The sequence below is a fragment of the Streptomyces sp. NBC_01384 genome, from assembly GCF_045040035.1.
Classification (GTDB): domain Bacteria; phylum Actinomycetota; class Actinomycetes; order Streptomycetales; family Streptomycetaceae; genus Streptomyces.
Map to the genome: position 1 here is coordinate 8,214,157 of NZ_CP109559.1, position 25,747 is coordinate 8,239,903.

Sequence of the window (25,747 nt, forward strand, 5' to 3'; positions counted from 1 at the left end):
CGACGTGAACGTACTGATCGACAACTTCCACACCTTCGCCGAAGGATTCCTCGGCACGGTCGAACTCACCGTCTACGCGAGTGCGTTGGCGCTCGTGCTCGGCTTCCTGATGGCGTCGTTCCGGGTCGCTCCGGTCGGCTCCCTGCGGGCCTTCGGCACGGTGTGGGTGACCGTGCTGCGCAACACCCCGCTCACCCTGCTGTTCTTCGCGGTGCTGCTCGGCCTGCCGCGCTTCGGACTCGTCCTGCCCTTCAAGGTGTTCGCGGTCCTCGCGCTCGGCTGCTACACCTCGGCGTTCATCTGCGAGGCGCTGCGCTCGGGCATCAACACCGTGCCCAAGGGGCAGGGCGAGGCGGCCCGCAGCCTCGGCATGACCTTCAGCCAGACCCTGTCGCTGGTCGTCCTGCCGCAGGCCTTCCGCTCCGTGATCCCGCCGATCGGCTCCACGCTCATCGCACTCGCCAAGAACTCGGCGATCGCCGGGGCGTTCAGCGTCAACGAACTGCTCGGCACCTACAAGACGCTCAGCGAGCTCGGCTACAACATCGTCTGGACCTTTTTCTGGATCGCCGTCGGCTACCTGATCATCACCCTCACCATCAGCGCGATCTTCAACTTCCTCGAACAGCGCTGGGGAGTCGCCCGATGACCGCCACCGCCACCGCCCCCGAATCCACCGCCCTGTACGACGTTCCCGGGCCCAGGGCCCGGCGACGGCACCGGCTTTACGCGGTCGTGTCCACGGCCCTGATCCTCGCCCTGATCGGCTGGATCCTCTATCTCCTGTTCGACACCGACCAGTTCACGTACACGAAGTGGATGCCCTTCGAGTACAAGGGTATCCAGGAACTGCTGCTGCGGGGCCTGGGCAACACGCTCAAGGCTTTCGCGACGGCCGCGGTGCTCTCGCTGGCGCTGGGCGCCGCACTCGCGACGGGACGCCTCTCCGACCATCGTCCGGTGCGCTGGATCTCCACGCTGGTCGTCGAGTTCTTCCGTGCCATGCCCGTACTGGTGATGATCTTCTTCATCTTCGTGGCGCTGAAGGTACAGCCGCTGCCCGCGCTGATCGCGGGGCTGACGCTCTACAACGGCTCGGTACTCGCCGAGGTCTTCCGCTCCGGCGTCAACTCCGTCGAACGCGGCCAGCGTGAGGCCGCGTTCGCGCTCGGCATGCGCAAGACCCAGGTCATGTCGTACGTCCTCGTCCCGCAGGCCGTGCGGGCCATGCTGCCCGCCATCATCAGCCAGCTCGTGGTGGCCCTGAAGGACACCTCGCTCGGCTATCTCATCACCTACGAGGAGTTCCTCCACGCCGGGAAACTGATCGCCTCGAACCTCGACTACGATTTGCCGTTCATCCCCGTGGTGATGGTGATCTCGCCGATCTACATCGGGATGTGCATGCTGCTCTCCTGGTTCGCCCAGTGGGTGTCCCGGTGGGAGCGGCGCAGTCCCAAGACCGAGGCCGTGGATGTGGCACCGGCCGAACCAGGGACACTGCTGCCCGGTGGGGTTCCCCCCACCGCCCCGCGACTGTAGGGGAAGAGCGGCAGCCACAGGGCCAGGCCCGGCCGGCGGCAGCAGCCGGAGATCACTGCTCGCGCAGGGGAACGGACCCGTAGGACGGGGGTCGTTCGCCGGTGAGGAGAAGGTCAGCTGCGCGCCGGACGGCTTGTGCTCGATGGAGAGCGGGTCGACCGTGATGGGCGACGAGGGTGCCGTCGGCGTCCGCGGGGGTGACGGCGTTGGCCTTGAGGGCCGCGCCGCCGTCTCCGGTGATGTCGACGAAGCGGGCGCCGTTGGTCGCCGCCTGGGTGGTCGGGTGTGAGGAAACCTAGGAAGCGCGAGGGGAGTCGCGGGCCGGCGCGGGCGTCGGCAGCGGAGTCTGGGCGGCCCGGGTGACGTCCGCGACGAGTTCGACGACATCGGGGCCGTACGCCTGTGAGTTCACCACCTTCAGGAGCAGGACGAAGGAGCCCGCGCCGTGCTTGCGCGCCAGGCGCTCGTGGTTGCGGGCGAGATAGCGGGTCGCCGCCTGGTTGGTGATCGCGCGCTGCCCGCAGAAGAGGAAGACGGGCCTCGCGGCATGCCCCTGGTCCACGGTGAGGCGGGCGAGCAGGACGTACTCGGACAGGCCGGCCTCCATGCGGTAACGCTCGGCGCCTATCTGGAACGCGAGCCGGTCCGGGCCCGGCTCCGGATCGATGTTCACCCGCACGCCCGGCAGCATGGCCTGCATGTGGGCGGCCATGCGGCGATTCGACCCCGGACCGCCGACGCAGAACTCCGTGCGCTCCCCGAAGCCCTGCCGGGCCGCGTCCTGGGTGACGATGTCGGCGTGCGCATGGCAGTCCTTGATCAGCGCGGCGAGTTCCAGAAGTGCGAACACGTCATAGCGGTGCACCGTCAGATCGGCGCTCCCCGCGTCGCGATTGACCACGAGCAACGACTCCGAGTTGTCGGGCAACCCGAAGAATGCCTGCTTGCGGCGGAGCTTCCGCTTCCACAGATAGGTACGGGCGATCCAGCCCAGCGAGGCAGTGATGCCCGCCGCGATCACGCCCAGGACGATGTTGCGCACGTCGTCGTTCATGGGCGCGCATGGTAGCGGGAGTGCGGACCGGTGTTCGAGGGGGTCCTGACGGGAGGGCGGCGGTGAAGTTACGCTGCGCGGACGGCTGTTGACTGGAGGTACGGATGCGTCGTCCTGTTGCGCGGAATCTGGCGGTCTTGGCGGTTTCGGCCGCGGTGGTGTCGGTCGGCGCGGCGGCGCCACCCACCGCCGGGACGGCATCCTCCCGTGCCACCCCGGCGAAGGTGCCGGTCGCCGTCGGCTACGGCGGCGCCGTGGCCAGCGTCGACGCGGACGCCTCCGCCGCCGGGATCGAGGTCCTGAAGAAGGGCGGCAACGCGGTGGACGCGGCGGTCGCCACCGCGGCGGCCCTCGGAGTCACCGAGCCCTACTCCTCCGGCATCGGCGGGGGCGGCTACTTCGTCTACTACGACGCCAAGTCCCGTACGGTGCATACGATCGACGGTCGCGAGACGGCACCGCTGACCGCCGACTCGGGGCTCTTCCTGGAGAACGGCCGGCCGCTCGCCTTCGCGGACGCCGTCACCAGCGGGCTGAGCGTGGGCACGCCGGGCACGCCCGCCACCTGGCAGACGGCACTGGACAGCTGGGGCAGCAAGCGGCTCGGGAGCGTACTGAAGCCCGCCGAGCGGATCGCGCGCGACGGCTTCACGGTCGACGCGACCTTCCGCACGCAGACCGAGTCCAACCAGGCCCGCTTCAAGAACTTCCCCGACACCGCCAAGTTGTTCCTGCCCGGCGGCTCGCTCCCGGTGGTCGGCTCCACCTTCACCAACCCCGATCTCGCCCGTACGTACGAGGAGTTGGGCAAGAAGGGCGTGGGTGCGATCTACCACGGCGACCTCGGCAAGGACATCGTCGCCACCGTGAACAAGCCCCCGGTGGACCCGAGTTCGGGCTACAACGCCAGACCCGGCAAGCTGTCGCCGAAGGACTTGGCGGCGTACGAGGCGAAGAAGCAGACGCCCACGAAGACGACGTACCGCGGCCTGAAGGTCTACTCGATCGCCCCCTCCTCCTCCGGCGGCACCACGGTCGGCGAGGCCCTCAACATCCTTGAGAAGACAAACCTTTCGAAGGCGAGCGAGGTTCAGTACCTGCACCACTACATCGAGGCGAGCCGGATCGCGTTCGCCGACCGGGGCCGCTGGCTGGGCGACCCCGCCTTCGAGGACGTACCCACGAAGGAACTCCTGTCGAAGAAGTACGCCGACTCGCGCGCCTGCCTGATCAAGGACGACGCCGTGCTGACCAGCCCGCTCGCGCCGGGCGACCCGCGCGACCCGGCGGCCTGCTCCACCGGCGAGGCGGCCGCCCCGACGACGTACGAGGGCGAGAACACCACGCACCTCACGGTTGCCGACAAGTGGGGCAACGTCGTCTCCTACACGCTGACCATCGAGCAGACCGGCGGCAGCGGCATCACCGTCCCGGGCCGTGGCTTCCTCCTCAACAACGAGCTGACGGACTTCTCCTTCACCCCGGCCAACCCGGCCGTGCACGACCCGAACCTGCCGGGCCCCGGCAAGCGCCCGCGCTCGTCGATCTCCCCGACGATCGTGCTCGACCAGCACAACGAGCCGGTGGTGGCCCTCGGTTCGCCCGGCGGCGCGACCATCATCACGACCGTCCTGCAGACCCTGACGGAGTTCCTGGACCGCGGGCTGCCCCTGGTCGACGCCATCGCCGCCCCGCGCGCCAGCCAGCGCAACGCGGCGCAGACCGAGCTCGAACCCGGCCTGTACGACAGCGCGCTGCGGACCCAGCTGGAAGCCATCGGCCACTCCTTCAAACTGAACCCCGAGATCGGCGCGGCAACGGGCGTCCAGCGCCTGCCGAACGGCCAGTGGCTGGCGGCGGCGGAGAAGGTACGGCGCGGGGGTGGATCGGCGATGGTGGTACGACCGGCGTCGTGACGTCGTAGGAGGAAGAGATGCCTCCGCGCCGTCTGAGGGGGCTCAGCGAGCAGCGGGAGTCCCTGATCGGCACACCAGGTCAGCGGGCCGTCAGGATGCGGGGACCCATGGCGGTGATGGCCACCGTGTGCTCCGTGTGGGCCGCGCGGGAGCCGTCGTTCGTGCGCAGGGTCCAGCCGTCGGGGGCCGCGTGGAAACCGTCGGTGCCGCCGCCGATGAGCATGGGTTCGATGGCCAGCACCATGCCGTGGCGCAGGGGAAGGCCCCGGCCGGGGCGGCCCTCGTTCGGGACGGGCGGGTCCTCGTGCATATGACGGCCCACCCCGTGCCCGCCGAAGCCGTCCGGAATGCCGTACCCCGCCGCGCGGCACACCGTGCCGATGGCGTGTGCGATGTCCCCGATGCGGTTGCCGACGACGGCCGCCTCGATGCCCGCCGCGAGAGCCCGCTCGGCGGTCTCGACGAGGCGGACGTCGGCCACGCGCGGCTCGCCCACGATGAAGCTGATCGCCGAGTCGCCGACCCAGCCGTCCAGTTCGGCGCCGAAGTCGATGGAGACAAGGTCGCCGTCGCGCAGCCGGTAGCCGGTCGGGATGCCGTGCACGATCGCGTCGTTCACCGAGGCGCAGATGACCGCCGGGAACGGGGTGGGCGCGAAGGAGGGACGGTAGCCGAGGAAGGGGGAGCCGGCGCCCGCCTCGCGGAGGATCCGGTGGGCGACTTCGTCCAGCTCCAGCAGCGAGACGCCGACGTCGGCCGCCTCCCGTACCGCCGTGAGCGCCCGGCCCACCACCTGCCCCGCCTCGTACATCGCGTCGATCGACGTGTCCGTCTTGAGTTCCACCATGCCAATTACTATACCGGTATTAGAATGAGGTCATGGTGCGTAACCCCCTGACCCCCGAAGAGCGCGAACGCGGCGAGCGCCTCGGGCAGTTGCTGCGCGAGGCCCGCGGCGGCCGGAGCATGGTGGAGGTCGCGGCGACCGCCGGGATCTCGGCCGAGACCCTGCGCAAGATCGAGACCGGGCGGGCGCCCACCCCCGCCTTCTTCACGGTGGCGGCACTGGCGAGAGCACTCGGGCTGTCCATGGACGAACTGGATCACAGGGTCATGGGAGACCACGGTCACAGGACTCTGCGTTCCGTCGGAAAACTCCCCGTAGCCGTCCTGTAACACGGAGGGTGTTTTCTACCGGACCGGAGCACTCCAGTCGGGCGGGGATTTGTGTGATGGCTGTGGAACAACTCCCGGATCAAGTGCGGGAGTTCGCGAGTTACCTGAGCGGGCTGATGAAACGGCTCGATCAGGGCGGCGGCTGGTGCGGAGTGTTCTGGCAGCGCGACCCCGATGGCATGCGGGCCTGCCTGGACGGCTGGGAAGTGCCCCCGTGGGACGTCGTGGAGGCGCTCCTCCATGACCTCGCCGCGGAGTACGGCGCCCGGGCCGCCGCCCAGGAGGCTCAGCGGGCCCGGTCCCTGCACGGCGCCTCGCTCGCCGCGTACGACGCCCGGCCCGGCGGCCGGGACACCCTCGGCGACCGTCTCGACGTCATGCTCCGCGAACAGCGCTACACCGCCGAGCGCCAGGCCGAGTTGAACCGGCAGCTCCACGCGGCCGGCACCCGGGAGGAGGCCGACGCCGTCCGGCTCGACCTCGCCTGGGCCCACGACGACCACGAACGGGCGACGGCCCGCTGCACCGAACTCCGCCTGCGCATGGAGAACCTGGACCGCCGCGCCCTGCGTACCCACGCACCGGGCGCGCTCGACTTTTCGGGGGGTGCGGGCGGAGGCGTCCTGCGGGTGGAGGACGGGGAGGGGGACGGGGCGCGCGGCGCCGGGCGGGAGCCGGGAGACCACCGCGCGCTCGAGGGGGAGCCGGCCGTGTCGGAAGCACCCGGAGCACCGGGAGCGGGGACTCGGCACCGCCCGACGATCCCGGAGCAGACGGGCCCACGCTCGCCCTTCGCGGACCCAACGGCACCGGCGGCGTCGAACCACTCCGTGACCGCCCCTGAGGCTCCGCATACCCCGGCGACGGCCCCCGAGGCTCCGCACGACCCGGCGACTGCCCGTCCCGGGGCCTACGGTCGAGCGACGGCCCCCGCCCCTCGTCGCGAATCGGCGCCCGGCCATCCCGGCTCGTACGACCAGGCAGCCTCGCGTCCCGGCCCGTACGACCAGACCGCCGGCGGTTCCGGCCCGCGTTCGGGTGCCGCCGCGTATGTGCCCGGGCGCCCCGGCTCGGGTGGCGACGCCTTTACGCCGACCCGCCCCGGCTCCGGCCGCGACGCGTACCACCCCTCCGCGAGGCCCGGCGACCCTGACGCCGGCCCTGAGGGGTTCGACGGCCTCCAGCCCCCCCATTCCGCGCCCGCACCCGCACCCGCAATCACAGCTCCCACCCCTGTCCCCAAGCAACGCTCCAAGCGTCGCCCCCGCGGCAGCGCCCGTTTCGCCGGGATGATGGAGGCGGAGGCGGCCCCCGTGGCCGTACCGGAGACGGCGGAAGCGCCCCTGCCCGCATCACCGGCCACGCCGAGGGGTCGCACCCCCAGGGGCGCCCGTTTCGCGGGTGCCGCGCAGGAGCCGGTGGAGCCGCGCGCGCAGCCGATGGACGAGGACGCGCGGCGGGCCACCGCCGAGACCGTCCAGACGCTGGTCCGGCTGCGCCGCGAAGGTCGCAGCGGCGAGGCGCACGCCGTCCTCGTGGAGGCCGCGTACTGGCCCGCCACCCGCTTCCCGCTGCTCGCCGCCGAACTGCACCGCGCGGGCCTCGACGCGGACTGGGCCACCCTGCTGTGGGAGGCGGCCTCGCTGCCCGCCGACCGGCTGGTCGGCGCCGCGGACGCGCTCGTCGCGGCCGGTCGCACGGCCGACGGGGCGCACATGCTGCGCCAGGGTGTCGCCCGCCCCGCGCCGGAGATCGGGACCGCCGTGCTGAGCCTCGCCGACGAGGGGCGCCGGCGCGAGATCCAGGCGCTGCTCGACGCGTACGTACGGGTCCGTACGCCGGAAGAGGCAGCCCGCAGTGTGGAAGCCGACCCGGGGCGTCTCGTGCCGCTGCTGCTGGAGGCCGCCAAGGGGGTCTCGCAGGAGCGCCACTGGGACCTGGTGCACGCCCTCAGGGTGGCCGGTTTCACCGCCTGAGCCCCCCGGGAAGGCATTCCTGAGCCAGGCGAGCCGCGGTTCACCGGATCAACCGCTCACCCACAGGGGTGCGAAACGTGATCGACTCAGCGGGTTAACCCCGATGGTCTTGGCAAGGCTCTCCAGGGGGCTTACTTTCAAGCCTCTACAGCCTTTGTCTACGGGCGTAGAGGCTCTCTGACGTCCCGTCGAAGGAGCAGCTCATGGCCAACGTCGTACGCGCCGCTCTGGTCCAGGCCACCTGGACCGGCGACACCGCATCCATGGTCGCCAAGCACGAGGAGCACGCCCGCGAGGCGGCCCGGCAGGGCGCCAAGGTGATCGGATTCCAGGAAGTCTTCAACGCCCCCTACTTCTGCCAGGTCCAGGAGCCCGAGCACTACAGCTGGGCGGAGCCGGTGCCCGACGGGCCCACCGTCACGCGTATGCGCGAGCTCGCGCGCGAGACCGGCATGGTGATCGTCGTGCCCGTGTTCGAGGTCGAGCAGTCCGGCTTCTACTTCAACACCGCGGCCGTGATCGACGCCGACGGCACCTACCTCGGCAAGTACCGCAAGCACCACATCCCGCAGGTGAAGGGCTTCTGGGAGAAGTACTACTTCAAACCGGGCAACCTGGGGTGGCCGGTCTTCGACACGGCGGTGGGGAAGATCGGCGTATACATCTGCTACGACCGCCACTTCCCCGAGGGCTGGCGGCAGCTCGGCCTGAACGGCGCCCAGCTCGTCTACAACCCCTCCGCCACCTCCCGCGGCCTCTCCGCCTACCTCTGGCAGCTGGAGCAGCCCGCGGCGGCCGTCGCCAACGAGTACTTCATCGCCGCGATCAACCGGGTCGGGCAGGAGGAGTACGGCGACAACGACTTCTACGGGACCTCGTACTTCGTCGACCCGCGCGGACAGTTCGTGGGCGAGAGGGCGAGCGACAAGACCGAGGAGCTCGTCGTCCGCGACCTCGACTTCGACCTGATCGAGGAGGTCCGCCAACAGTGGGCGTTCTACCGCGACCGGCGGCCCGACGCGTACGAGGGGCTGGTGCAGCCGTGACCGACCTGTACGCGCGCCACAAGGCGGTGCTGCCCGACTGGCTCGCCCTCTACTACGCCGACCCGATCGAGATCACCCACGGCGAGGGCCGCCACGTCTGGGACGCCGAGGGCAACAAGTACCTCGACTTCTTCGGCGGCATCCTCACGACGATGACCGCGCACGCCCTGCCCGAGGTGACGAAGGCCGTCAGCGAGCAGGCCGGGCGGATCATCCACTCCTCCACGCTCTACCTCAACCGGCCGATGGTCGACCTCGCCGAACGGATCGCCCAGCTGTCCGGCATCCCGGACGCCCGCGTCTTCTTCACCACCTCCGGCACCGAGGCCAACGACACGGCCCTGCTGCTCGCCACCGCCTACCGGCAGAGCAACCAGATCCTGGCGATGCGCAACAGCTACCACGGCCGCTCCTTCAGCGCGGTCGGCATCACCGGCAACAAGGGCTGGTCACCGACCTCGCTGTCCCCCCTCCAGACGCTGTACGTCCACGGGGGCGTCCGCACCCGCGGCCCGTACGCCGATCTCGGCGACGCCGAGTTCATCGCGGCCTGCGTCGAAGACCTGAAGGACCTCCTCGGCCACATCCGCCCGCCCGCGGCCCTGATCGCCGAACCCATCCAGGGCGTCGGCGGCTTCACGGCCCCGCCCGACGGCCTGTACGCGGCCTTCCGCGAGGTTCTGCAGGAGCATGGCATCCTCTGGATCGCCGACGAGGTGCAGACCGGCTGGGGCCGCACCGGCGAGCACTTCTGGGGCTGGCAGGCGCACGCCGCCTCCGGCCCGCCGGACATGCTCACCTTCGCCAAGGGCATCGGCAACGGCATGTCCATCGGCGGCGTCGTCGCCCGCGCCGAGATCATGAACTGCCTGGACTCCAACTCCATCTCGACCTTCGGCGGCTCGCCGGTCACGATGGCGGCGGGCCTGGCGAACCTCTCGTACCTCCTCGAACACGACCTCCAGGGCAACGCCCGGCGCGTCGGCGGCCTGCTCATCGAGCGGCTGCGGGCGATCTCCGTGCCGCTCGACGGCGTACGGGAGGTCCGCGGGCGCGGGCTGATGATCGGCGTGGAGCTGGTCAAACCAGGCACGGACGAGGCGGACCCCGCCGGGGCCGCCGCCGTGCTCGAAGAGGCCCGCCGAGAAGGCCTGCTGATCGGCAAGGGCGGCGGTCACAACACCAGCGTGCTGCGCATCGCACCGCCGCTCTCCCTCACCGTCGCGGAGGCGGAGGAGGGCGCGGCGATGCTCGAGCACGCGCTGAGGTGTACTCCGTAGGAAGTCTGAGCAAGGGAACGTCGCCATGACCACCGCCACCGCCTTGGAACCCGCCCTGTCGGTACGCCAGGTCCTCGCCCTGGACCGGGTGCTCGCCGGAGAGCCCGAGGTGGTGGCCGGCGCGGGCCATCTCGACCGGTCCGTGCGCTGGGTGCACGTCGCCGAGGCCGCCGACGTGGGCGTGATGCTCAGCGGCGGCGAAATGGTGCTCACCACCGGGGTGTTGCTGGCCGGGAACCCGGACGCGCAGGCCGAGTACATCCGTTCGCTGCACCGCGCGGAGGCCGCCGCGGTCGTTCTCGGACTCGGCCGTGCCTTCCCCGCGCCGCCGGACGTGATGCGCCGGGCCGCCGAGCGCTGCGGGCTGCCCATGGTGGTGCTCCACCGGCCCTTCCCCTTCGCCGAGTTGACCGAGGAGGTCCAATCCAGGCTCGTCCGCAGCAAGTTCGCGGCCGTGAGCCTCTCCGAGGCCGTACGGACCGCGCTCACCGGGCTCATCACCACGGGCGCGCCCCTGCAACGGATGCTCGACGAGATCGCCGGGCACGCCGCCTGTCCGGTCGTCGTCACCAACCTCGCCCACCGCGTCCTCGCCACGGCGGGGGAGCGGTCCGCGGTCGACGACGTGCTGCGCGACTGGGAGCGCATCGCCCGGCAGGCGGGCGGCAGCGAGGGCGACGGCTGGATCCGCGCCGAGCTGGGCGGGCGCGGCGAGCGCTGGGGCCGCATCGTGCTGTGCGGGTACCGGGGGGACGCGGCGACCGGGCGGCTGCTGGCCGACCGTGCCGCCGAGGCGCTGGTCCTGCACCGGATGCTCGGCGGCTCCGTGCACACCTGGGAGGAGGAATCCGCCCAGAGCCTGCTCACCGACCTGGTGAGCGGGGTGGTACCGGCCCGGCAACTGCTTCCGAGGGCGCGGGCGGCCGGGCTGCCCGTCAACCGGCGGGCCTTCGTGCCGCTGGTGGTACGGGACGGCGACCCGTCCCAACTCGACCGCGTGCTACGCCTGTTGGGGCTTCCGGGGCTGGTCGCCGAGTTGGCCGACGGCGCCACCGCCGTGCTGCTCAGCCTCGCCCGGGACCAGGACGCGGAGGCGCTGGCCGCGCACTTCGCCGTACGACTGCGAAGCGAGAGCGGGGTCCATGCGACCGTGGCGGCGGCCTCCGCGCGCGACGCGTGGGACGACGTACCCGGCGGCCTGCGCGAGGCCCTGCACGTCGCCGAGGCCGCCGCCGACGCACCCGCCGACCAGGACCAGCCGGTACTCGTACGGCTGCGTGACGTCCATCTGCGCGGCCTGGTGAGGCTGTTGCGCGACGACCCGCACGTCCAGTCCTTCGCCGAGCGGGAGCTGGACGGGCTGCTGTGCGGGGCCGACGCCGAGTCCGAGCTGCTGCCCGTGCTGCGGACGTACCTCGCCACCGGCCGCAACAAGTCCCGCACCGCTCAGCTCCATCACGTCAGCAGGCCCGCGCTCTACCGCCGGCTGGAGGCCATAGAGGCCCGCCTCGGCGTCGACCTCGACGACTTCGAGCAGGCCGCGTCCGTACACATCGCACTGCTCGCGCACGACGCGCAACAGAGGTGAAACATGGGAGGGCACGGGAAAACGGTGGTGAAACATGGGCCGACGTCGGAGTGACACCGTGGAACGCCGTACGTCCGCAGACGTGACACGCTGCAACTCAACCCCACCGTCAGGGCTTCCTAGGCTCCTGGGGCGGGCACCGGAAGTGCCGTCTGCCCCACGACGCCCGGCAGGCACTCTCGCCGCACCGGGCACAAGCCCAAGTACATCCAGTACGAGGACTTGCGCCCGGCACGCCGAGAGCACGCACCGGACGCCGCAGGGCCCGCCCTCCGGGCGGACGACGGCACTTCCGGCGCCCGCCCCAGCACACCGAGCGACCGGAGGTCCCGATGAGCAGAGTGATCCGCGCCGCCGTCTTCCAGACTGCCTGGACCGGCGACAAGGAGTCGATGATCCAGGTCCACGAGCAGGCGGCCCGCGACGCGGCCGCACAGGGCGCACAGGTGCTGTGCTTCCAGGAGCTCTTCTACGGGCCCTATTTCTGCCAGGTCCAGGACAAGGCGTTCTACGAGTACGCCGAGCAGATCCCCGAAGGCCCGATCGTCCGGCGCTTCCAGGCGCTGGCCAAGGAACTGGGCATCGTCCTCGTCCTGCCGATGTACGAGGAGGAGCAGCCCGGCGTCCTCTACAACACCGCCGCCGTGATCGACGCGGACGGCTCGTACCTCGGCAAGTACCGCAAGCACCACATCCCGCAGGTCGAGGGCTTCTGGGAGAAGTTCTACTTCCGTCCCGGCAACGCCGACTGGCCGGTCTTCGACACCGCCGCCGGCAAGATCGGCGTCTACATCTGCTACGACCGGCACTTCCCGGAGGGCTGGCGTGCGCTGGGTCTCGCGGGCGCCGAGATCGTGTTCAACCCGTCGGCCACCTCGCGCGGTCTGTCCTCCTACATCTGGCAGCTGGAGCAGCCGGCGGCGGCCGTCGCCAACGAGTACTTCGTGGGCGCGATCAACCGCGTGGGCGTGGAGGAGCTGGGCTCCAACGACTTCTACGGGACGTCGTACTTCGTCGACCCGGAGGCCCAGTTCGTCGGGGAGGTGGCCAGCGACAAGGAGACCGAACTCGTCGTCCGCGACCTCGACATGGCCAAGCTGCGCGAGGTGCGCGACCGCTGGCAGTTCTACCGGGACCGCCGTCCCGACGCGTACGAGCCGCTGACCGCGCCGTAGCCCGGCGGCGCCCTGGAGTCCGCCGGGCTTCCCGCGCCCCCGAAGGGGCGCGGGGCTGTGGCATGGTGCGGCTCCGCCGCGTGGGCGCGACCAGCCACGAGTGACCCGCAGTTTTCAGCTGACCCGCAGTTTTCAGCTGACCCGCAGTTTTCAGCTGACCCGCAGTTTTCAGCCCACGGCAGGAGAGAGGGAGCATGAGCAGCCGTACTGTCATCCGTAATGGCCTCGTCATCACCGCGTCCGACGAGATCCATGCCGACGTCCTGATCGAGGACGGCCGGGTCGTCGCCCTCGCCGCGACCGGCACCCCGGCGGCCGAGTCGTGGACGGCCGAGAAGACCATCGACGCCACCGGCAAGTACGTCATCCCGGGCGGCGTCGACGCCCACACCCACATGGAGCTGCCGTTCGGCGGCACCTTCGCCTCCGACACCTTCGAGACGGGCACCCGGGCCGCGGCCTGGGGCGGCACCACCACCATCATCGACTTCGCGGTGCAGAGCGTCGGCCACTCGCTGCGTGAGGGCCTCGACACCTGGAACGCCAAGGCCGACGGCAAGTGCGCCATCGACTACGCCTTCCACATGATCGTCTCCGACGTCAACCAGGAGACGCTCAAGGAGATGGACCTGCTGGTCGAGGAGGGCGTCACCTCCTTCAAGCAGTTCATGGCCTACCCAGGCGTCTTCTACAGCGACGACGGCCAGATCCTGCGCGCCATGCAGCGCTCCGCCGAGAACGGCGGCCTGATCATGATGCACGCCGAGAACGGCATCGCGATCGACGTCCTCGTGGAGCAGGCGCTGGCACGCGGCGAGACCGACCCGCGCTTCCACGGCGAGGTACGCAAGGCGCTGTTGGAGGCCGAGGCCACCCACCGCGCCATCAAGCTCGCCCAGGTCGCGGGCGCCCCGCTGTATGTCGTGCACGTCTCGGCACAGGAGGCGGTCGCCGAGCTGGCACGGGCGCGCGACGAGGGCCTGAACGTGTTCGGCGAGACCTGCCCGCAGTACCTGTTCCTGTCGACCGACAACCTCGCGGAGCCGGACTTCGAGGGCTCGAAGTACGTGTGCAGCACGCCTCTTCGGCCCAAGGAGCACCAGGCCGCCCTGTGGCGGGGCCTGCGCACCAACGATCTCCAGGTCGTGTCGACGGACCACTGCCCCTTCTGCTTCGTGGGCCAGAAGGAGCTCGGCCGGGGCGACTTCTCGAAGATCCCCAATGGCCTTCCGGGCGTCGAGAACCGCATGGACCTGCTCCACCAGGCCGTCGTCGACGGACACATCTCGCGCCGCCGCTGGATCGAGATCGCCTGCGCGACCCCGGCCCGGATGTTCGGCCTGTACCCGAAGAAGGGCACCATCGCGCCGGGCGCCGACGCCGACATCGTCATCTACGACCCGCATGCCGAACAGGTCATGTCGGTCGAGACCCACCACATGAACGTCGACTACTCGGCGTACGAGGGCAAGCGCGTCACCGGGCAGGTCGAGACCGTGCTCTCGCGTGGCGAACCGGTCATCACCGAGCGGGAGTTCACCGGACGCGCGGGTCACGGCGTCTACACCCCCCGCTCCACCTGTCAGTACCTTCTCTGAACCTTCTCTGAGCGACCAGGAGTGGCGCCATGGACTTCGGACTCGTCCTGCAGACCGACCCCCCTGCCTCCCGCGTCATCGACCTGATGAAGCGGGCCGAGGGCAACGGCTTCACCTACGGCTGGACCTTCGACTCGGCCGTGCTGTGGCAGGAACCCTTTGTGATCTACAGTCAGATCCTCGCGAACACCGAGAGGTTGACGGTCGGCCCGATGGTCACCAACCCGGGCACCCGCACCTGGGAGGTCACCGCCTCCACCTTCGCGACGCTCAACGACATGTACGGCAACCGCACGGTGTGCGGCATCGGGCGCGGCGACTCGGCGATGCGTGTCGCCGGACGCAAGCCCAACACCCTCGCCCGGATCAGCGGCGCGATGAAGGTCATCCGCGCCCTCGGCCGGGGCGACGAGGCCGACCTCGGCGGCACCGTCATCAAGTTCCCGTGGGTCAAGCCCGGCGCCGAACTGCCGGTCTGGATGGCCGCGTACGGTCCCAAGGCGCTGAAGATGACCGGCGAGGAGGCCGACGGCTTCATCCTCCAGCTCGCCGACCTCTATCTCACCGAGTACATGGTCAAGGCCGTGAAGGACGCGGCCGTCGAGGCGGGCCGCGACCCCTCCGAGGTGAAGATCTGCGTGGCCGCGCCCGCGTACATCACCGAGGACGACTCGCCGGAGGCGCTCGCCCACGCGCGCGAGCAGTGCCGCTGGTTCGGCGGCATGGTCGGCAACCATGTCGCCGACCTGGTCTCCAAGTACGGCGAGCACTCCGCCGCCGTACCCGACGAGCTCACCGACTACATCAAGGCCCGCGAGGGGTACGACTACTCCCACCACGGGCGCAGCGACAACCCCGACACCAAGTTCGTGCCGGACGAGATCGTCGACCGGTTCTGCCTGGTCGGCACGGCCGAGCAGCACATCGAGAAGCTGAACGCGCTGCGCGAGCTGGGCGTGGACCAGTTCGCGGTGTACGACATGCACGACGCGCAGGAGGCCACCATCGACGCGTACGGGACGAAGGTCATCCCGGCTGTCAACGCTCGGTGACGACCAGTCATTCGGTCGGTGACGACCGGTAACCACCGCTAGTAAGGCGATCAGTAACCACCGCTGGTAAAGGGGCTGTTGAAGCCCTCTCCCCGTTCTCCCCTTCCCGCCGTCCCGGGAAGGGGGCCAGGGCGCTCCCCGCGCACCCCCCAAGAAGCCCCGCACGGCCTTTCCCGTCACTCCTCATTTGATTGGCCTGCCCATGACCGAGACTGTCCCCAGCGAGGGCCCGCCCGTCGCTCAAGTCACGCTCGCCGACGGCCGGGTGGAGATCGCCCCCGGCACGCCCACGCCCAGTGGCCCCTACGCCAACGAGGACCTGCTGCCGGTCCCGGTCGAGAAGCGCACCTGGACCACGTACAACTTCTCCGCCCTCTGTGTCGCGCAAGAGGAAACACGAACATCGGCGCGGGGTGCTGACCTGCGGGTTCGTGGGAGTGCGCGCCGGAGGAGAGGCGCAAGGTGCGGTTCGTCCGGGTTCAGCCTGTCGCTGTGGGCTGCTGCTGCGTGCGGTTGAGCCGGTTCCTGCGGCCTCGGCCCCTTTTCCGCGAGACAGCACCAGGGGCTGACTGCCGTCCCGCTCCGTCGTATGACCCAGAGGGCCCAGTGTCGAGCCCTCGGGAAGGTCACGTTCCCCCGCACGAGACTCCGCGAACCGAGGTGGCTTCGATGTCCTCCAATGCACCGTCAAGACCCGACGCCTTCACGATCCAGCAGACGTATCCCGATGGCCGAGTCGCCCTCGCCGAGGGGGTCGTCCTGGACGACGCCCGGTTCACCAACGACGACCTGGCGCCGGTGCCCGTCGAGATACGTACGTGGGGTGTTTACAACTATTTGAGTCTTTGGGTGGGAATGGCTCATAACATCCCCTCCTGGACCCTGGCCTCCGGGTTGGTCGCGCTCGGCATGGACTGGAAGCAGGCGGTCTTCACCATCGGGCTGGCCAACCTCATCGTGCTGGTGCCCATGCTGCTGACGGGGCATGCGGGGACGAAGTACGGGATCCCGTTCCCGGTGTTCGCGCGGGCGTCGTTCGGGCTGCGGGGTGCGAACCTGCCTGCGCTGATCCGGGCGGCGGTGGCGTGTGCCTGGTTCGGCATCCAGACCTGGATCGGCGGCGAGGGGATCTTCCTGCTGGCCGGGAAACTCTTCGGCGGAAGTTGGCAGACCGCCGGTCATGTCGCCGGACAGCCGTGGACGCTGTGGCTGTCGTTCGGTCTGTTCTGGGCGCTGGAGATCGCCTTGATCGCCCGAGGGATGGAGACCCTGCGGCGGTTCGAGAACTGGGCGGCGCCGTTCGTGATCGTGGGCGCGCTGGCGCTGCTGGTGTGGATCGCGGTGAAGGCGGGTGGATTCGGTCCGCTGCTGTCGCAGCCGTCGGCGCTGGGGTGGGGGAGCGGCTTCTGGAAGGTGTTCTTCCCGTCCCTGATGGGCATGATCGGCTTCTGGTCCACGCTGTCGCTCAACATTCCGGACTTCACCCGCTTCGGCGGCAGCCAGCGCGCGCAGATCCGGGGCCAGGCGCTGGGGTTGCCGACGACGATGACGCTGTTCGCGCTGCTGTCGGTGCTGGTCACCTCGGGTTCACAGGCTGTCTACGGCGTGCCGATCTGGGACCCGATCGCGCTCGCCGCGAAGATGGACAGCGTCGCGGGGACGCTGTTCGCGCTGTTGGTGGTCCTGGTCGCGACCCTGTCGGTGAACATCGCGGCGAACGTCGTCAGTCCGGCGTACGACCTCGCCAACCTGGTGCCACGGTTCATCAACTTCCGTACCGGCGCGCTGATCACGGGCGTGGTGGGGATCGCCATCATGCCGTGGAAGCTGATCGCCAACCCGCATGTCTACATCTTCACCTGGCTCGGCGTCGTCGGCGGTCTGCTCGGCACTGTCGCGGGCATCCTCATCGCCGACTACTGGATCATCCGCCGCACCCACCTCGCCCTCGACGAGCTCTACCGCCCCGCCGGCCGCTACTGGTACACAGCCGGCTGGAACCTTCGCGCAGTCCTCGCCCTCCTCGTCGGTGGCGTCCTCGCCATCGGCGGCTCCTACTCCACCGTCGACGCCAACGGCACCGCGCAGGGCCCCTTCCCCGCCGACGGCCTCATCCCCTTCCTCAAGCCCCTCGCCGACTACGGCTGGGCCGTCGGCCTCGCCTCCTCCCTCCTCATTTACACCCTCCTCAGCCTCGGGTCGCGGACCAGACCCTGACAGCCCCCGCAGCCGCCCCGGCCTCGCGGCGCCTTGCCGCGAGGCCGGGGCGTGCACGCCATCCGCAGGGCGAGGACCCGAGGGTGATCTCCTGCGGCAGGGGAGAGCCGGCCTTGCTGCAGTGACACCGGATCTTTCTGGATTGCGGATGAAGCTCGTTGCCGGGACTATCGCGGGGCCTGAGGCTTCCGGTGCCTGCCGGTTCCGGGACCGAGCTTCGGCGCCGACCCCGAGGCTGGGGCGACCTTGTTATCGGGGTACAGGATGCGCTGTGCCTCGGCGAGGTTCACCGCGAAGCCGTAGAACTCCCAGATGTGCCCGTTCCATCGCTCGATCACGCGGGGTGCGTCAGGATTCAGATGCGCCCCCTGCAGGCCTTTGCCAGGGACCAGAGGGGCCGCGCGGAGCTGTCCCATCTTCATGTCACGGCGCTTGACCCATTCGGAGAGCGGTTCGTCGTCCATCGTGCTTCCTACGGGCTGGGGGGGCGGCTCCCTCGGAGGGTAGCGGTTCAGGCGAGCCGGTGTTCCAAGCGCAGCGACGGGCAGTCGTCGATCCAGTACACGTGGGACTGGTCGGTGACGCGGAGTCGCACCGCATCGATATCCGGAGCCCCGGCGTCCTGCCAGGCGACAAGGGAGCGTTCGATGTCGTCCCACAGAGCCACGGGGCCGCCCTGGCGGACGGTCCAGCTCTCGCCGCCAGAGATGAACTCGACGAACGATTCCCGCTCCGGATCGAACAGGTACCGCAGGGGCGAGCCGTTGCTGCGGGCGGCGCGGACGAACTGCGCACCGGGTGCGGCGAGCTGCGCGAGGAAAGCGGGCATCCACTCCTCCAGGTCTCCCAGAGCGGACCCCGCGCATTGCCCAGGCGTTTTCCGGGCATCGGGTGTTGCGAGTGAGGAAGGTGCTCTTCGTGAGGGCGGTGAGCACCGGCACCGGCGGCTGCCTCACTCCTCCCGCGGACTCATCGTTTGTTCATCAGGAAGGCCAGTAAGAGGATTGCCCGCGCGAGCGGATCGGCGCCTCTGAACCAGTCCAGATACCCATGCCGTGGCACTGGCGACGGCGGCGGTAGTTGTCGAGGTTTCCGACCCGATGAGCCCTCGGCAGAGGCATCGCGGCGTTCGCTGATGAGCTTCCGGACGCGGCCACGTCCCTGGATGTGGTGTACGGCTGCTCGCCACGGCAGAGGAGTCCGAAGGTGTGACAGATCTCCCGGATGTGTCACACCCTCGGCTGGTACACCACGTCCGTGGACGTGACCCTGGACACGACGCCGGCTTCTCCATGACGGTGAGGCCGTCACGTTGAGAGCGTTCTCAGCCGGTCGCGCACGCGGAGTCCGCGACCGGGCGAGCGGTCGCGAGGCGATCAGGTGGAGTCTGGTCACCGTCCGGCAACGTCACATCGAACTGGTAGCACTGCTGCTGCGCGGCACCGGCCTTCTTGAGGTGCAGGATTGTCTCGATGGACACCGCCTTGCCTTGCCTTCGTGTGGCGCGAACGTCAAAGCCGGTACTCCACGCCCGGCTTGGGACTTCGAAGGCGCGTTGAACATCGGTGTCGGTCAGACCTGTTCGGGCGGCCGTCGCGAGCCTGGTCCGTGCACTGGCGGCCGCTTGGGCGAGGGTGCGGCCAGGCTCGCACCGAGCGCCGTCCACGGTGCGCGTCGACTCGCTCCATTCTGTGGCTGTGTGGAGATAGGTCAGAGCGAAGCATCGATCGATCTTGACCGGCCCTCCACCGAGAACCATGCCGGCCTCGTCGTAGATGGCCGACCGTTGGATGAAGGTGGTGAACCCGTCCTGGGAAGCAGCACGGGTGATCAAGGGTGCTCTCGTGTTCTGCCAGATGACGTCGACGGCTTTGGCGTCGTTGGCGTGAGAGCTGTTGAGCGATGCGCGCGTCCTGTCGGCTTCGGTGTGGACTTGTTGGACGAGATCCGAGAGCGCCTTCCGCCTCCGGTGCTCGTTCACATGCCCGGTGTGCCACACGGAGTACCAGAAGTACAGCAGCAGGCAGGCCGGGATGATCAGCAGAATGAGGCAACCGCTGGTCACGCGGCGGGTGCCCCGCCGCGTGACCAGCGTGCTGCGGAGTGCGTTCCTCATCAGCCGCCCTTGTAGCCGATGTCGGCGAGTTTCTGGTCCATCACTTGTGCGTAGGCCGTGGTGCCCGCGTTCTTGGGGTGGAACGACTCCAAGCTGACGCAGATGCCGGTCACCGGTATGCAGGGGATCTGATTGGCCGGGTCTCCCTGGTGGAAGTCGCCGTCTCCGTTCGGCCCTGCCACGATCTTGTTGATCCACTCGTCGGTGTCGCAGATGCCGTGTCCCTTGAATGCGGGGATCGCGTCGGCGAACGCCACCTTGATCCCGGCCTTCTGCAGCTCGTCCACCTTCGCCTTCTGCTTGTCGCGTACGTAGTCGGCCAGGTAGTTCAGGGCGTCGAAGTTGGCCGGCAGACAGGGCGCGTTGTTGACGATGTGCGGGTAGTCCATGAGCACGATCTGCGCGTTGGGCGCGGCGGACGCGATTTCGCTGAGGACGGTACCGGTGTCCGTCACCGCTTGGTCGACCTTGCCTGTGTAGTCGGACGCGTTGCACACCCCAATGATGTAGCAGTCGGTGACGGCGTTTGTGAAGTTGTTACTGTCGTTTCCGCCAATGGTCAGCATGACCAGGGAGGTGTCGGCACTGAGCACTCCGGAGTCGATCTGGCTCTTCTCGTGGTAGTTGCCGATCACTCCCCATGCCGTGGGGTTTCCTGAGGTCAACTGCCACGTGTGCGCGCCCGAGCAGGTGACGTTCTGGAAGTCGATCGAGCTGTCGTTCGCGTCGGCGAGTTGTCCGATGGTGGAGCTGTTGAAGGGCAGGATGACCTTGCGTGGCCAGGAGTTGTTGCTGCGACGGCACCCGTTCCACTGGGAGGTGCCGTGGCTGGTGTTGGACTCGGGCGAGTAGTCGCCGGCGCCTTCACCGGAGGAGTAGGAGTCGCCCATGGCGACGACCATGTGTTTCGGCTTGTCCGCCAGTTTCTGGAAGGCCACGGCCCCCCACGCGATGTCGTCGTCGGCGGTGCCGTCATCGGTGGAGTTGGACAGTTCCACACTCGGCGTGCCGGTGAAGTGGTAGACGCCGAGTTCGGCCCACGTGCTCTTACCGTAGTGGGTGTTGAGGTAGCGGTCCCGGTCGCCCCCGGCAACGCCGTGGATCACATAGTGTGCCTGCTGGGTCTGGGTTCCGGTATCGGGTAGCTGGACGAAGACCCGTGCCCAGTCGGCGGACTGGCCGAGTGTCCAGGTGCCCTTGATGGTCATGTAGCCGTTGTCGCCGCCGAGATGGTCCTTGTTGCGGGTGTGCGCGTACCAGAAGTGGCCGCCGTAGCCGCCGCCGACCTGGTGCAGATCGGCCTTCGCCTCGTACGGGCCGAGGCCGGGACCGGTCGCGTTCGGGTCCGGGTAGAACGTGAACTGGAAGTCGCCCGAAGAGGTCACCTGACCGCAGTCGCCCCACGATTCGGTTTTGTTGGGGACGGAGGCGACGACAGTGGCGCCGGTGGGGGCACCGACGCACACGGGGCTACCGTTCTTGAGCCGGTAGCCGCGTCCCGGCTCCGGGATCACCGTCTGATACTTGATGTTCTCGTGCCCGCAACTGGTGGCGCAGTCACTCTTCCATGTCGCGTTGGGCCGGTTCCACCAGTACTTCGCGTAGCAGGCCTCGGTCGTGCAGTCCGGCGGCGTGTTCGGGTCGCAGTTGTTGTTGCCGTTGCAGAAGGTGCTGAGAGGCGGCGAGACGAGGCTGCGCTGGGCCGGGGTGGTCCACCAGGCGGGCCGGAAGCCTGCTGAGGAGAAGCCGGACTCGCCGGGCCAGTCCTGGCGGCCGTCGGTGCCGTAGGAGAACCCGGTGTCGATGGACCAGGCGGCCCAGCCCATCACCTTCTCCTCGTACGGCCAGTCCTGCGGATGCGCCGCGTCATGGTTGGCCTCGGTACCGTCCACGGAGGTGTCCATGAACGGATGGTTCCAGCTCTTCTTGTAGAGCGGGTTGGCCGGATTGTTGAACCAGCCCAGGCCCCAGTGTCCGTCGTGCTTCGACGCGTCCGAGGGCGGGTTGAAGCCGAGGTTGTAGTTCCAGACTGCGGTGAACCAGTTCTCCACCATGGACGGGTCGTCGTTGTTGACGGCGACCGCCTGCCCGGCGGTGTGGACCTCGTTCCACTTGTCGGCGAGGATCTTCATGGAGGCGGCGATGTTCGTCGCGTAGTCGACCGCCACGGCCTTCTGCAAGGCCGGGGAGAGGCTCTTCTCGCCCGGCTTCTCAAGCCCCGCCAGGCGCATGCCGTCGGTGACCTGCCCGACCCCGTAGCCGCAGTCCGACTTGTCCCAGTGGATCCTCCAGATGGAGTCCGGGTCACCGTCCACGGCCTTGTGCCCGTAGTAGCCGTCCACGGCGGCCAGCGGGTTGCCCATCTGGCCGGGGATCGAACCACCCTCGGCCTGCCACAGGTTCGACTCCTGCGCCATGATCCCGAGGAGCACATTCGCGGGGATGCGCCCCTTGCCGTCGCCGCCGTTCAGCGTCGGCGGGGGGAACGCCCCCTGAGGGTCGATGGTGCTCAGGCCGGTCTGGTTGCGGTAGCCGCCCTGCCGGATCACGTCGGAGCGCAGCTTGCCACGCACGGCCATGTCGACGGCCCACTCGACCTGGTTCGGGGTCGGCTGGAGCGCCTGCGCGGTCACGTCGTTGCGGGAGACGGCGCACCAGCGGTCGGTGTCGACCGGGGTGTTCGACACGGCGGCCGCGGTCCGCATCAGCCGCTTCCGCTTGCCGCCCTGCCCGCCGGCGGTGAGGGCGGGCGAGACGATGCTCTTCCCGGCGGAGGCCGGGGTGCCCTTCGCGTCCGCTGTGTCGTCCTGGACGGACTGGCTGATCTCCTCGCCGGTGGTGGTGGCGATGGAGGTCACCGTCGTCGCGGCGTCGGACGTCACGGTTTCCGGAGCCTGCGCCGACTGGTCCTGTGGGGAGGGTTCGGCCTTGGCGAAGCCCTTGCCCGCGTTCTTTACCCGTGCCAGGCCCGCATGGACGCCGGGAGTGAGGACCGGGTTGACGGCCAGACGCCCCAGCGTGGAAATGTCGGTGGCCGCAGGGGCGTTGATGCGAATGACCCCGGTGCCCTGCGTGTTGAGGGCGCCGATGGGGTGGCCGGTGAGGAAAACCCGGCCCGCCGGGCCCTGGGACAGGTCGAGTTCGCCGAGCTCGCCGGAGGCGATGACGGTCAGCCGGCCGTGCCCGGTGAACAGTTTGGCGTGCGCGGTGGTGTTGCCGCTGCGGTCGACGAAGGCGATCTGCCCGTGTGCGGCGGGGCGGATGTCGAACGGGACGGTGTCTGCGGTGGTCAGGTTCTTCACCGTGCCTGACCGGTCGATGTGCACCAGCCGGCGGCCGCGTGCGGCGACCGTGCCGTCCTGCACCGGGACAGCGCTGGTGACCTCGCCACTCGTCACGGTCGCGCCGGTGGTATTCCCCGCCGTGTTCACGGTCACCACGCGCGTCTTGGTGCTTTCGGGGTCGTTCATGTCCCGGTAAGCGGTGAACACGGCGGTATGAGTGTCCGGGTTGCAGGACGGGTCGAAGTAGGCCAGCGACGCCGTGAAGGGCAGCTTGGTGACGTGCCCGGTGTCAAGGTTGACGATCGCGGCGAACGCGCCGCCCTGCATCAGGTCCGGCTTGTTCGTGAACGAGCGCGGCGCGTAGACGACGGCGGCGTGCTGGTGGTCGATGACGCACTGGTTGCCGATCCAGGAGTCCGCCGGCAAACCGGGTTCACTCAGGACGGTGGCGGTCTTCCACTCGTACGCCTTTGCGCTGTCGGCGACCAGGACGTGCAGGCCGTCAGTGTCGGCGGCAGCGGTGACGGCCCGGTCCTGGGACGTGTTCCAGCCCTTGCCGAGCTTGCTGTCCGGATTGGTGACGCGGCTGGGAGGCGTCGGCGGTGTGGCGTGACTACGGCCGGGGGACGGCTTGGGCGCGGCGGTGGCGGGCGCTGCTTGCAGCAGGCCGCCGGCCAGTGCTGCACAGGCCATCGTGACGGCTAAGGGCAGGGGCGTTCGTCTTCTGGGTCTCAAGAGGGTGCTTCCCCGTTTCTCGTTGAGTGGATGCTCGTGCCTGGTCGGGGCACGGCTCTGCCCGCCCAGCGCAGGCGGGAGGGCCTTGCAGGGTGGGCGGGAGTCTGCTGGTGGCGCCGGGAACTGCACGGACGACGGCGCGGGCGGTCTGCGGTGTGAACGCGCCGTTCCGGATCGTGGCGGTGAGGGAGGCCAGGTTGAGGGTGTTGAGGCGGATTTCGCCCTACCCGATGGCGGCAGCGGCTTTGTCCTGACGCATGAGCCCCCTCATATTTGTCGATGCACGGCAGAGGGGGGCAGCACGGCACATACGGTCCGCAATGTTTCCCCTGCTGATGGTCGGGCATCCACGGCGGAATTGAGTCACGGACTGGTCCGTACCACCGAGGCCAGCACACTATAGGTGCGGCGTGGACACATCAGACAAGGAGTGGATCAAGAGGTGGCCGGAAACGGGACCCGGCCCCGCCTGGCGGCTGCTCGATCCCGGATAGACGAAATACGCCCTTCAGCTGAGGAGTTGCTGTGAAGAAAGGTGGGTGGGGGTTCGCTTCCCGCCTTATTGACTGGGCTGAAATTCGCTGTTCGTACACCTCGGGCTGACGGGTCATCGAATCGGCAAGTTCTGATAATAATTACCAAAACCTGTGACGCGGGTCGAACAAAGAACGGTATCTGCCGCGCACGATTCAGCGCTGGGTCATAGCACCCTGTCCCTGAACATCGCGGCCAACCTGGTCTCGCCGGCCTTCGACTTCTCCGACATCGCACCCCGGAAGATCAACTTCCGTACCGGCGCCCTCGCCACCTGCGTCCTCGGCGTGCTGATCTTCCCCTGGAAGCTGTACTCCGACCCGCAGGGTTACATCTTCACCCGGCTCGGCCTCGTCGGCGGTCTGCTCGGCACGGTCGCGGGCATCCTCATCGCCGACTACTGGGTCCTGCGCCGCACCAAGCTCGACCTCGCCGACCTGTACCGCACGGGCGGCCGCTACTGGTACGACGGCGGCTGGAACTGGCGGGCCGTCGTCGCCTTCCTCACCGGGGGCGTCCTGGCCGTCGGCGGCGCCGACTTCCATCCGCTCATCGACGGGCGGCCCATCCCGGCGCTGAAGTCGCTGGCCGACTACGGATGGGCGGTCGGGCTCGGCACGTCGATGGTGCTGTACCTGGCGCTGATGACGCTGACGCTGCGGGGCGGCAAGGAGAAGGCCGCCGCCTGACGCGTGGCTGTGGGAGAACGGCCGGAGCTGTCAGCCCTTCTGGCCGTTCTCCAACGTCGCCACCGCGTCCTTGGCGGCCTTGATGGCGCCCTTGTTGATCACGTCCGTGCTGGGCGCCTTCTTCGTCTCGAAGTCGCTGCCGTTGTAGGTGACGACCACCAGGGCGTTGGACACGCGGGCGATCACCACCCCCTCGCGGGTCTGCTGCTTGTTCTCGGTGGTGAGGTTCACGATGGAGTAGCCCGCGTCGCCGAGGCCGGGGACCGCTCCTCCGCCGCTCTTGTCCGCGACGCGCTCCTTGTAGGACGTCTGTGCCGCTTCGTCCGACGTCTTGATCTCGTACGAGACGTCGAGCCAGCGGTAGTCGAACCCCTTGAGAGCGTTCCAGGAGCAGGTGCGACGCACGGTCTTGTCCGTCGACGGGATCTCCTGGCCGGCCGTCTTGGCGCCCGGGACCAGGGACTTGACCGTCTCCTCCGCCACGCCGGTGCACGGCGCGGGGGCCGTGGTGTACGTCTTCGAGACCGCCGTCGCCGCGGGCCCCGTGGGGGTTTGCGTGGTCTGGGGCGACTTGTGCTCAGTGGTGGCCGGGGCCGTGGTCGACGGATCGGACGACATGACCCAGCCCGTGCAGGCGAGCACGGCGACCGGCAGCAGGCGCGCGGTGAGGGCGAGCGGCAGGGGAAGAGAACGCAAGGCCACTTCTCGTGGGGGATGGTGCGGAGCGAGTCCGCACTGCGGACGGGACGCCAGTCTCACATGACTCCCT

At 69.1% G+C, this 25,747-nt stretch carries 19 protein-coding genes and 2 pseudogenes; 14 read left to right on the forward strand and 7 right to left on the reverse strand.

The window, feature by feature from the left end:
- The first annotated feature begins 4 nt into the window (after positions 1-4).
- On the forward strand, positions 5-649 hold the full coding sequence (locus tag OG747_RS37775) for an amino acid ABC transporter permease (protein WP_405883842.1): 645 nt from the start codon (positions 5-7) through the stop codon (positions 647-649).
- Complete coding sequence (locus OG747_RS37780) at positions 646-1,542, forward strand: amino acid ABC transporter permease (RefSeq protein WP_405883843.1); 897 nt, start codon at positions 646-648, stop codon at positions 1,540-1,542. The genes OG747_RS37775 and OG747_RS37780 overlap by 4 nt, the downstream gene beginning before the upstream one ends.
- A 295-nt stretch (positions 1,543-1,837) precedes the next feature.
- Here OG747_RS37780 and OG747_RS37785 read toward each other — a convergent pair whose 3' ends face one another.
- Positions 1,838-2,596, reverse strand: a complete 759-nt coding sequence (locus OG747_RS37785; RefSeq protein ID WP_405883845.1) for a hypothetical protein — start codon at positions 2,594-2,596, stop codon at positions 1,838-1,840.
- Positions 2,597-2,700: 104 nt separating this feature from the next.
- On the opposite strand from OG747_RS37785, the gene ggt reads away from it, so the two are divergent.
- Positions 2,701-4,512: a gamma-glutamyltransferase gene (gene ggt / locus OG747_RS37790; RefSeq protein ID WP_405883846.1), complete on the forward strand. Its 1,812-nt coding sequence runs from the start codon at positions 2,701-2,703 to the stop codon at positions 4,510-4,512.
- A 79-nt stretch (positions 4,513-4,591) separates the two neighbouring features.
- On the opposite strand, the gene map is transcribed toward ggt, so the two are convergent.
- Positions 4,592-5,359: a type I methionyl aminopeptidase gene (map, locus tag OG747_RS37795; protein ID WP_405883847.1), complete on the reverse strand. Its 768-nt coding sequence runs from the start codon at positions 5,357-5,359 to the stop codon at positions 4,592-4,594.
- 32 nt (positions 5,360-5,391) lie between these two features.
- Here map and OG747_RS37800 point away from each other — a divergent pair, with 32 nt between their 5' ends.
- The 10 genes from OG747_RS37800 (at position 5,392) to OG747_RS37845 (ending at position 17,620) form a co-directional block, all read left to right on the forward strand.
- On the forward strand, positions 5,392-5,688 hold the full coding sequence (locus OG747_RS37800) for a helix-turn-helix domain-containing protein (protein ID WP_405883848.1): 297 nt from the start codon (positions 5,392-5,394) through the stop codon (positions 5,686-5,688).
- A gap of 56 nt (positions 5,689-5,744) precedes the next feature.
- Positions 5,745-7,664, forward strand: coding sequence for a hypothetical protein (locus OG747_RS37805; RefSeq protein WP_405883849.1), 1,920 nt, complete (start codon positions 5,745-5,747; stop codon positions 7,662-7,664).
- Between the two features lie 203 nt (positions 7,665-7,867).
- On the forward strand, positions 7,868-8,710 hold the full coding sequence (locus tag OG747_RS37810; RefSeq protein ID WP_405883850.1) for a nitrilase-related carbon-nitrogen hydrolase: 843 nt from the start codon (positions 7,868-7,870) through the stop codon (positions 8,708-8,710).
- Positions 8,707-9,990, forward strand: coding sequence for an aspartate aminotransferase family protein (locus OG747_RS37815; RefSeq protein WP_405883851.1), 1,284 nt, complete (start codon positions 8,707-8,709; stop codon positions 9,988-9,990). Before OG747_RS37810 ends, OG747_RS37815 begins: the two co-directional genes overlap by 4 nt.
- 25 nt (positions 9,991-10,015) lie before the next feature.
- Entirely contained in the window at positions 10,016-11,578 is a 1,563-nt protein-coding gene (locus OG747_RS37820; protein ID WP_405883852.1) for a PucR family transcriptional regulator, read from the forward strand.
- 332 nt (positions 11,579-11,910) lie between these two features.
- Positions 11,911-12,753: a nitrilase-related carbon-nitrogen hydrolase gene (locus tag OG747_RS37825; RefSeq protein ID WP_405883853.1), complete on the forward strand. Its 843-nt coding sequence runs from the start codon at positions 11,911-11,913 to the stop codon at positions 12,751-12,753.
- A gap of 194 nt (positions 12,754-12,947) precedes the next feature.
- Positions 12,948-14,351, forward strand: coding sequence for a dihydropyrimidinase (gene hydA, locus OG747_RS37830; RefSeq protein WP_405883854.1), 1,404 nt, complete (start codon positions 12,948-12,950; stop codon positions 14,349-14,351).
- A 29-nt stretch (positions 14,352-14,380) separates the two neighbouring features.
- Positions 14,381-15,403 (forward strand): TIGR03842 family LLM class F420-dependent oxidoreductase, encoded by a 1,023-nt coding sequence (locus OG747_RS37835; protein ID WP_405883856.1) that lies wholly within the window; start codon positions 14,381-14,383, stop codon positions 15,401-15,403.
- Positions 15,404-15,605: 202 nt separating this feature from the next.
- A complete protein-coding gene (locus OG747_RS37840) occupies positions 15,606-15,920 on the forward strand; it encodes a hypothetical protein (protein ID WP_405883858.1) in 315 nt (104 codons plus the stop codon).
- A 152-nt stretch (positions 15,921-16,072) separates the two neighbouring features.
- Entirely contained in the window at positions 16,073-17,620 is a 1,548-nt protein-coding gene (locus tag OG747_RS37845) for an NCS1 family nucleobase:cation symporter-1 (protein ID WP_405883859.1), read from the forward strand.
- 167 nt (positions 17,621-17,787) lie between these two features.
- Here the strand turns inward: OG747_RS37845 and OG747_RS37850 are convergent, their stop codons facing one another.
- The 4 genes and pseudogenes from OG747_RS37850 to OG747_RS37865 all read right to left on the reverse strand — a co-directional run bounded on the left by OG747_RS37850 (position 17,788) and on the right by OG747_RS37865 (position 23,713).
- Complete coding sequence (locus tag OG747_RS37850) at positions 17,788-18,084, reverse strand: DUF6087 family protein (protein ID WP_399400449.1); 297 nt, start codon at positions 18,082-18,084, stop codon at positions 17,788-17,790.
- Positions 18,085-18,131: 47 nt separating this feature from the next.
- Positions 18,132-18,461, reverse strand: a pseudogene (locus tag OG747_RS37855) (methyltransferase); the annotation flags it as partial.
- Positions 18,462-18,944: 483 nt separating this feature from the next.
- On the reverse strand, positions 18,945-19,601 hold the full coding sequence (locus OG747_RS37860) for a hypothetical protein (protein ID WP_405883860.1): 657 nt from the start codon (positions 19,599-19,601) through the stop codon (positions 18,945-18,947).
- A 134-nt stretch (positions 19,602-19,735) separates the two neighbouring features.
- Complete coding sequence (locus OG747_RS37865) at positions 19,736-23,713, reverse strand: SGNH/GDSL hydrolase family protein (protein WP_405883862.1); 3,978 nt, start codon at positions 23,711-23,713, stop codon at positions 19,736-19,738.
- Between the two features lie 746 nt (positions 23,714-24,459).
- Between OG747_RS37865 and OG747_RS37870 the strand changes: the two are divergent.
- Positions 24,460-24,978: pseudogene (locus OG747_RS37870) on the forward strand (cytosine permease); the annotation flags it as partial.
- Positions 24,979-25,008: 30 nt separating this feature from the next.
- Here the strand turns inward: OG747_RS37870 and OG747_RS37875 are convergent.
- Positions 25,009-25,674: a hypothetical protein gene (locus OG747_RS37875; protein WP_405883863.1), complete on the reverse strand. Its 666-nt coding sequence runs from the start codon at positions 25,672-25,674 to the stop codon at positions 25,009-25,011.
- Positions 25,675-25,747 lie beyond the last annotated feature (73 nt).

Bases quoted from the DNA above. Each gene is read 5' to 3' on its own strand.
- OG747_RS37780 (WP_405883843.1), top strand. From the start codon at position 646: ATGACCGCCACCGCCACCGCCCCCGAATCCACCGCCCTGTACGACGTT.
- OG747_RS37785 (WP_405883845.1), bottom strand. From the start codon at position 2,596: ATGAACGACGACGTGCGCAACATCGTCCTGGGCGTGATCGCGGCGGGC.
- ggt (WP_405883846.1), top strand. From the start codon at position 2,701: ATGCGTCGTCCTGTTGCGCGGAATCTGGCGGTCTTGGCGGTTTCGGCC.
- map (WP_405883847.1), bottom strand. From the start codon at position 5,359: ATGGTGGAACTCAAGACGGACACGTCGATCGACGCGATGTACGAGGCG.
- OG747_RS37800 (WP_405883848.1), top strand. From the start codon at position 5,392: ATGGTGCGTAACCCCCTGACCCCCGAAGAGCGCGAACGCGGCGAGCGC.
- OG747_RS37805 (WP_405883849.1), top strand. From the start codon at position 5,745: ATGGCTGTGGAACAACTCCCGGATCAAGTGCGGGAGTTCGCGAGTTAC.
- OG747_RS37810 (WP_405883850.1), top strand. From the start codon at position 7,868: ATGGCCAACGTCGTACGCGCCGCTCTGGTCCAGGCCACCTGGACCGGC.
- OG747_RS37820 (WP_405883852.1), top strand. From the start codon at position 10,016: ATGACCACCGCCACCGCCTTGGAACCCGCCCTGTCGGTACGCCAGGTC.
- OG747_RS37825 (WP_405883853.1), top strand. From the start codon at position 11,911: ATGAGCAGAGTGATCCGCGCCGCCGTCTTCCAGACTGCCTGGACCGGC.
- hydA (WP_405883854.1), top strand. From the start codon at position 12,948: ATGAGCAGCCGTACTGTCATCCGTAATGGCCTCGTCATCACCGCGTCC.
- OG747_RS37835 (WP_405883856.1), top strand. From the start codon at position 14,381: ATGGACTTCGGACTCGTCCTGCAGACCGACCCCCCTGCCTCCCGCGTC.
- OG747_RS37840 (WP_405883858.1), top strand. From the start codon at position 15,606: ATGACCGAGACTGTCCCCAGCGAGGGCCCGCCCGTCGCTCAAGTCACG.
- OG747_RS37845 (WP_405883859.1), top strand. From the start codon at position 16,073: ATGTCCTCCAATGCACCGTCAAGACCCGACGCCTTCACGATCCAGCAG.
- OG747_RS37850 (WP_399400449.1), bottom strand. From the start codon at position 18,084: ATGGACGACGAACCGCTCTCCGAATGGGTCAAGCGCCGTGACATGAAG.
- OG747_RS37865 (WP_405883862.1), bottom strand. From the start codon at position 23,713: ATGGCCTGTGCAGCACTGGCCGGCGGCCTGCTGCAAGCAGCGCCCGCC.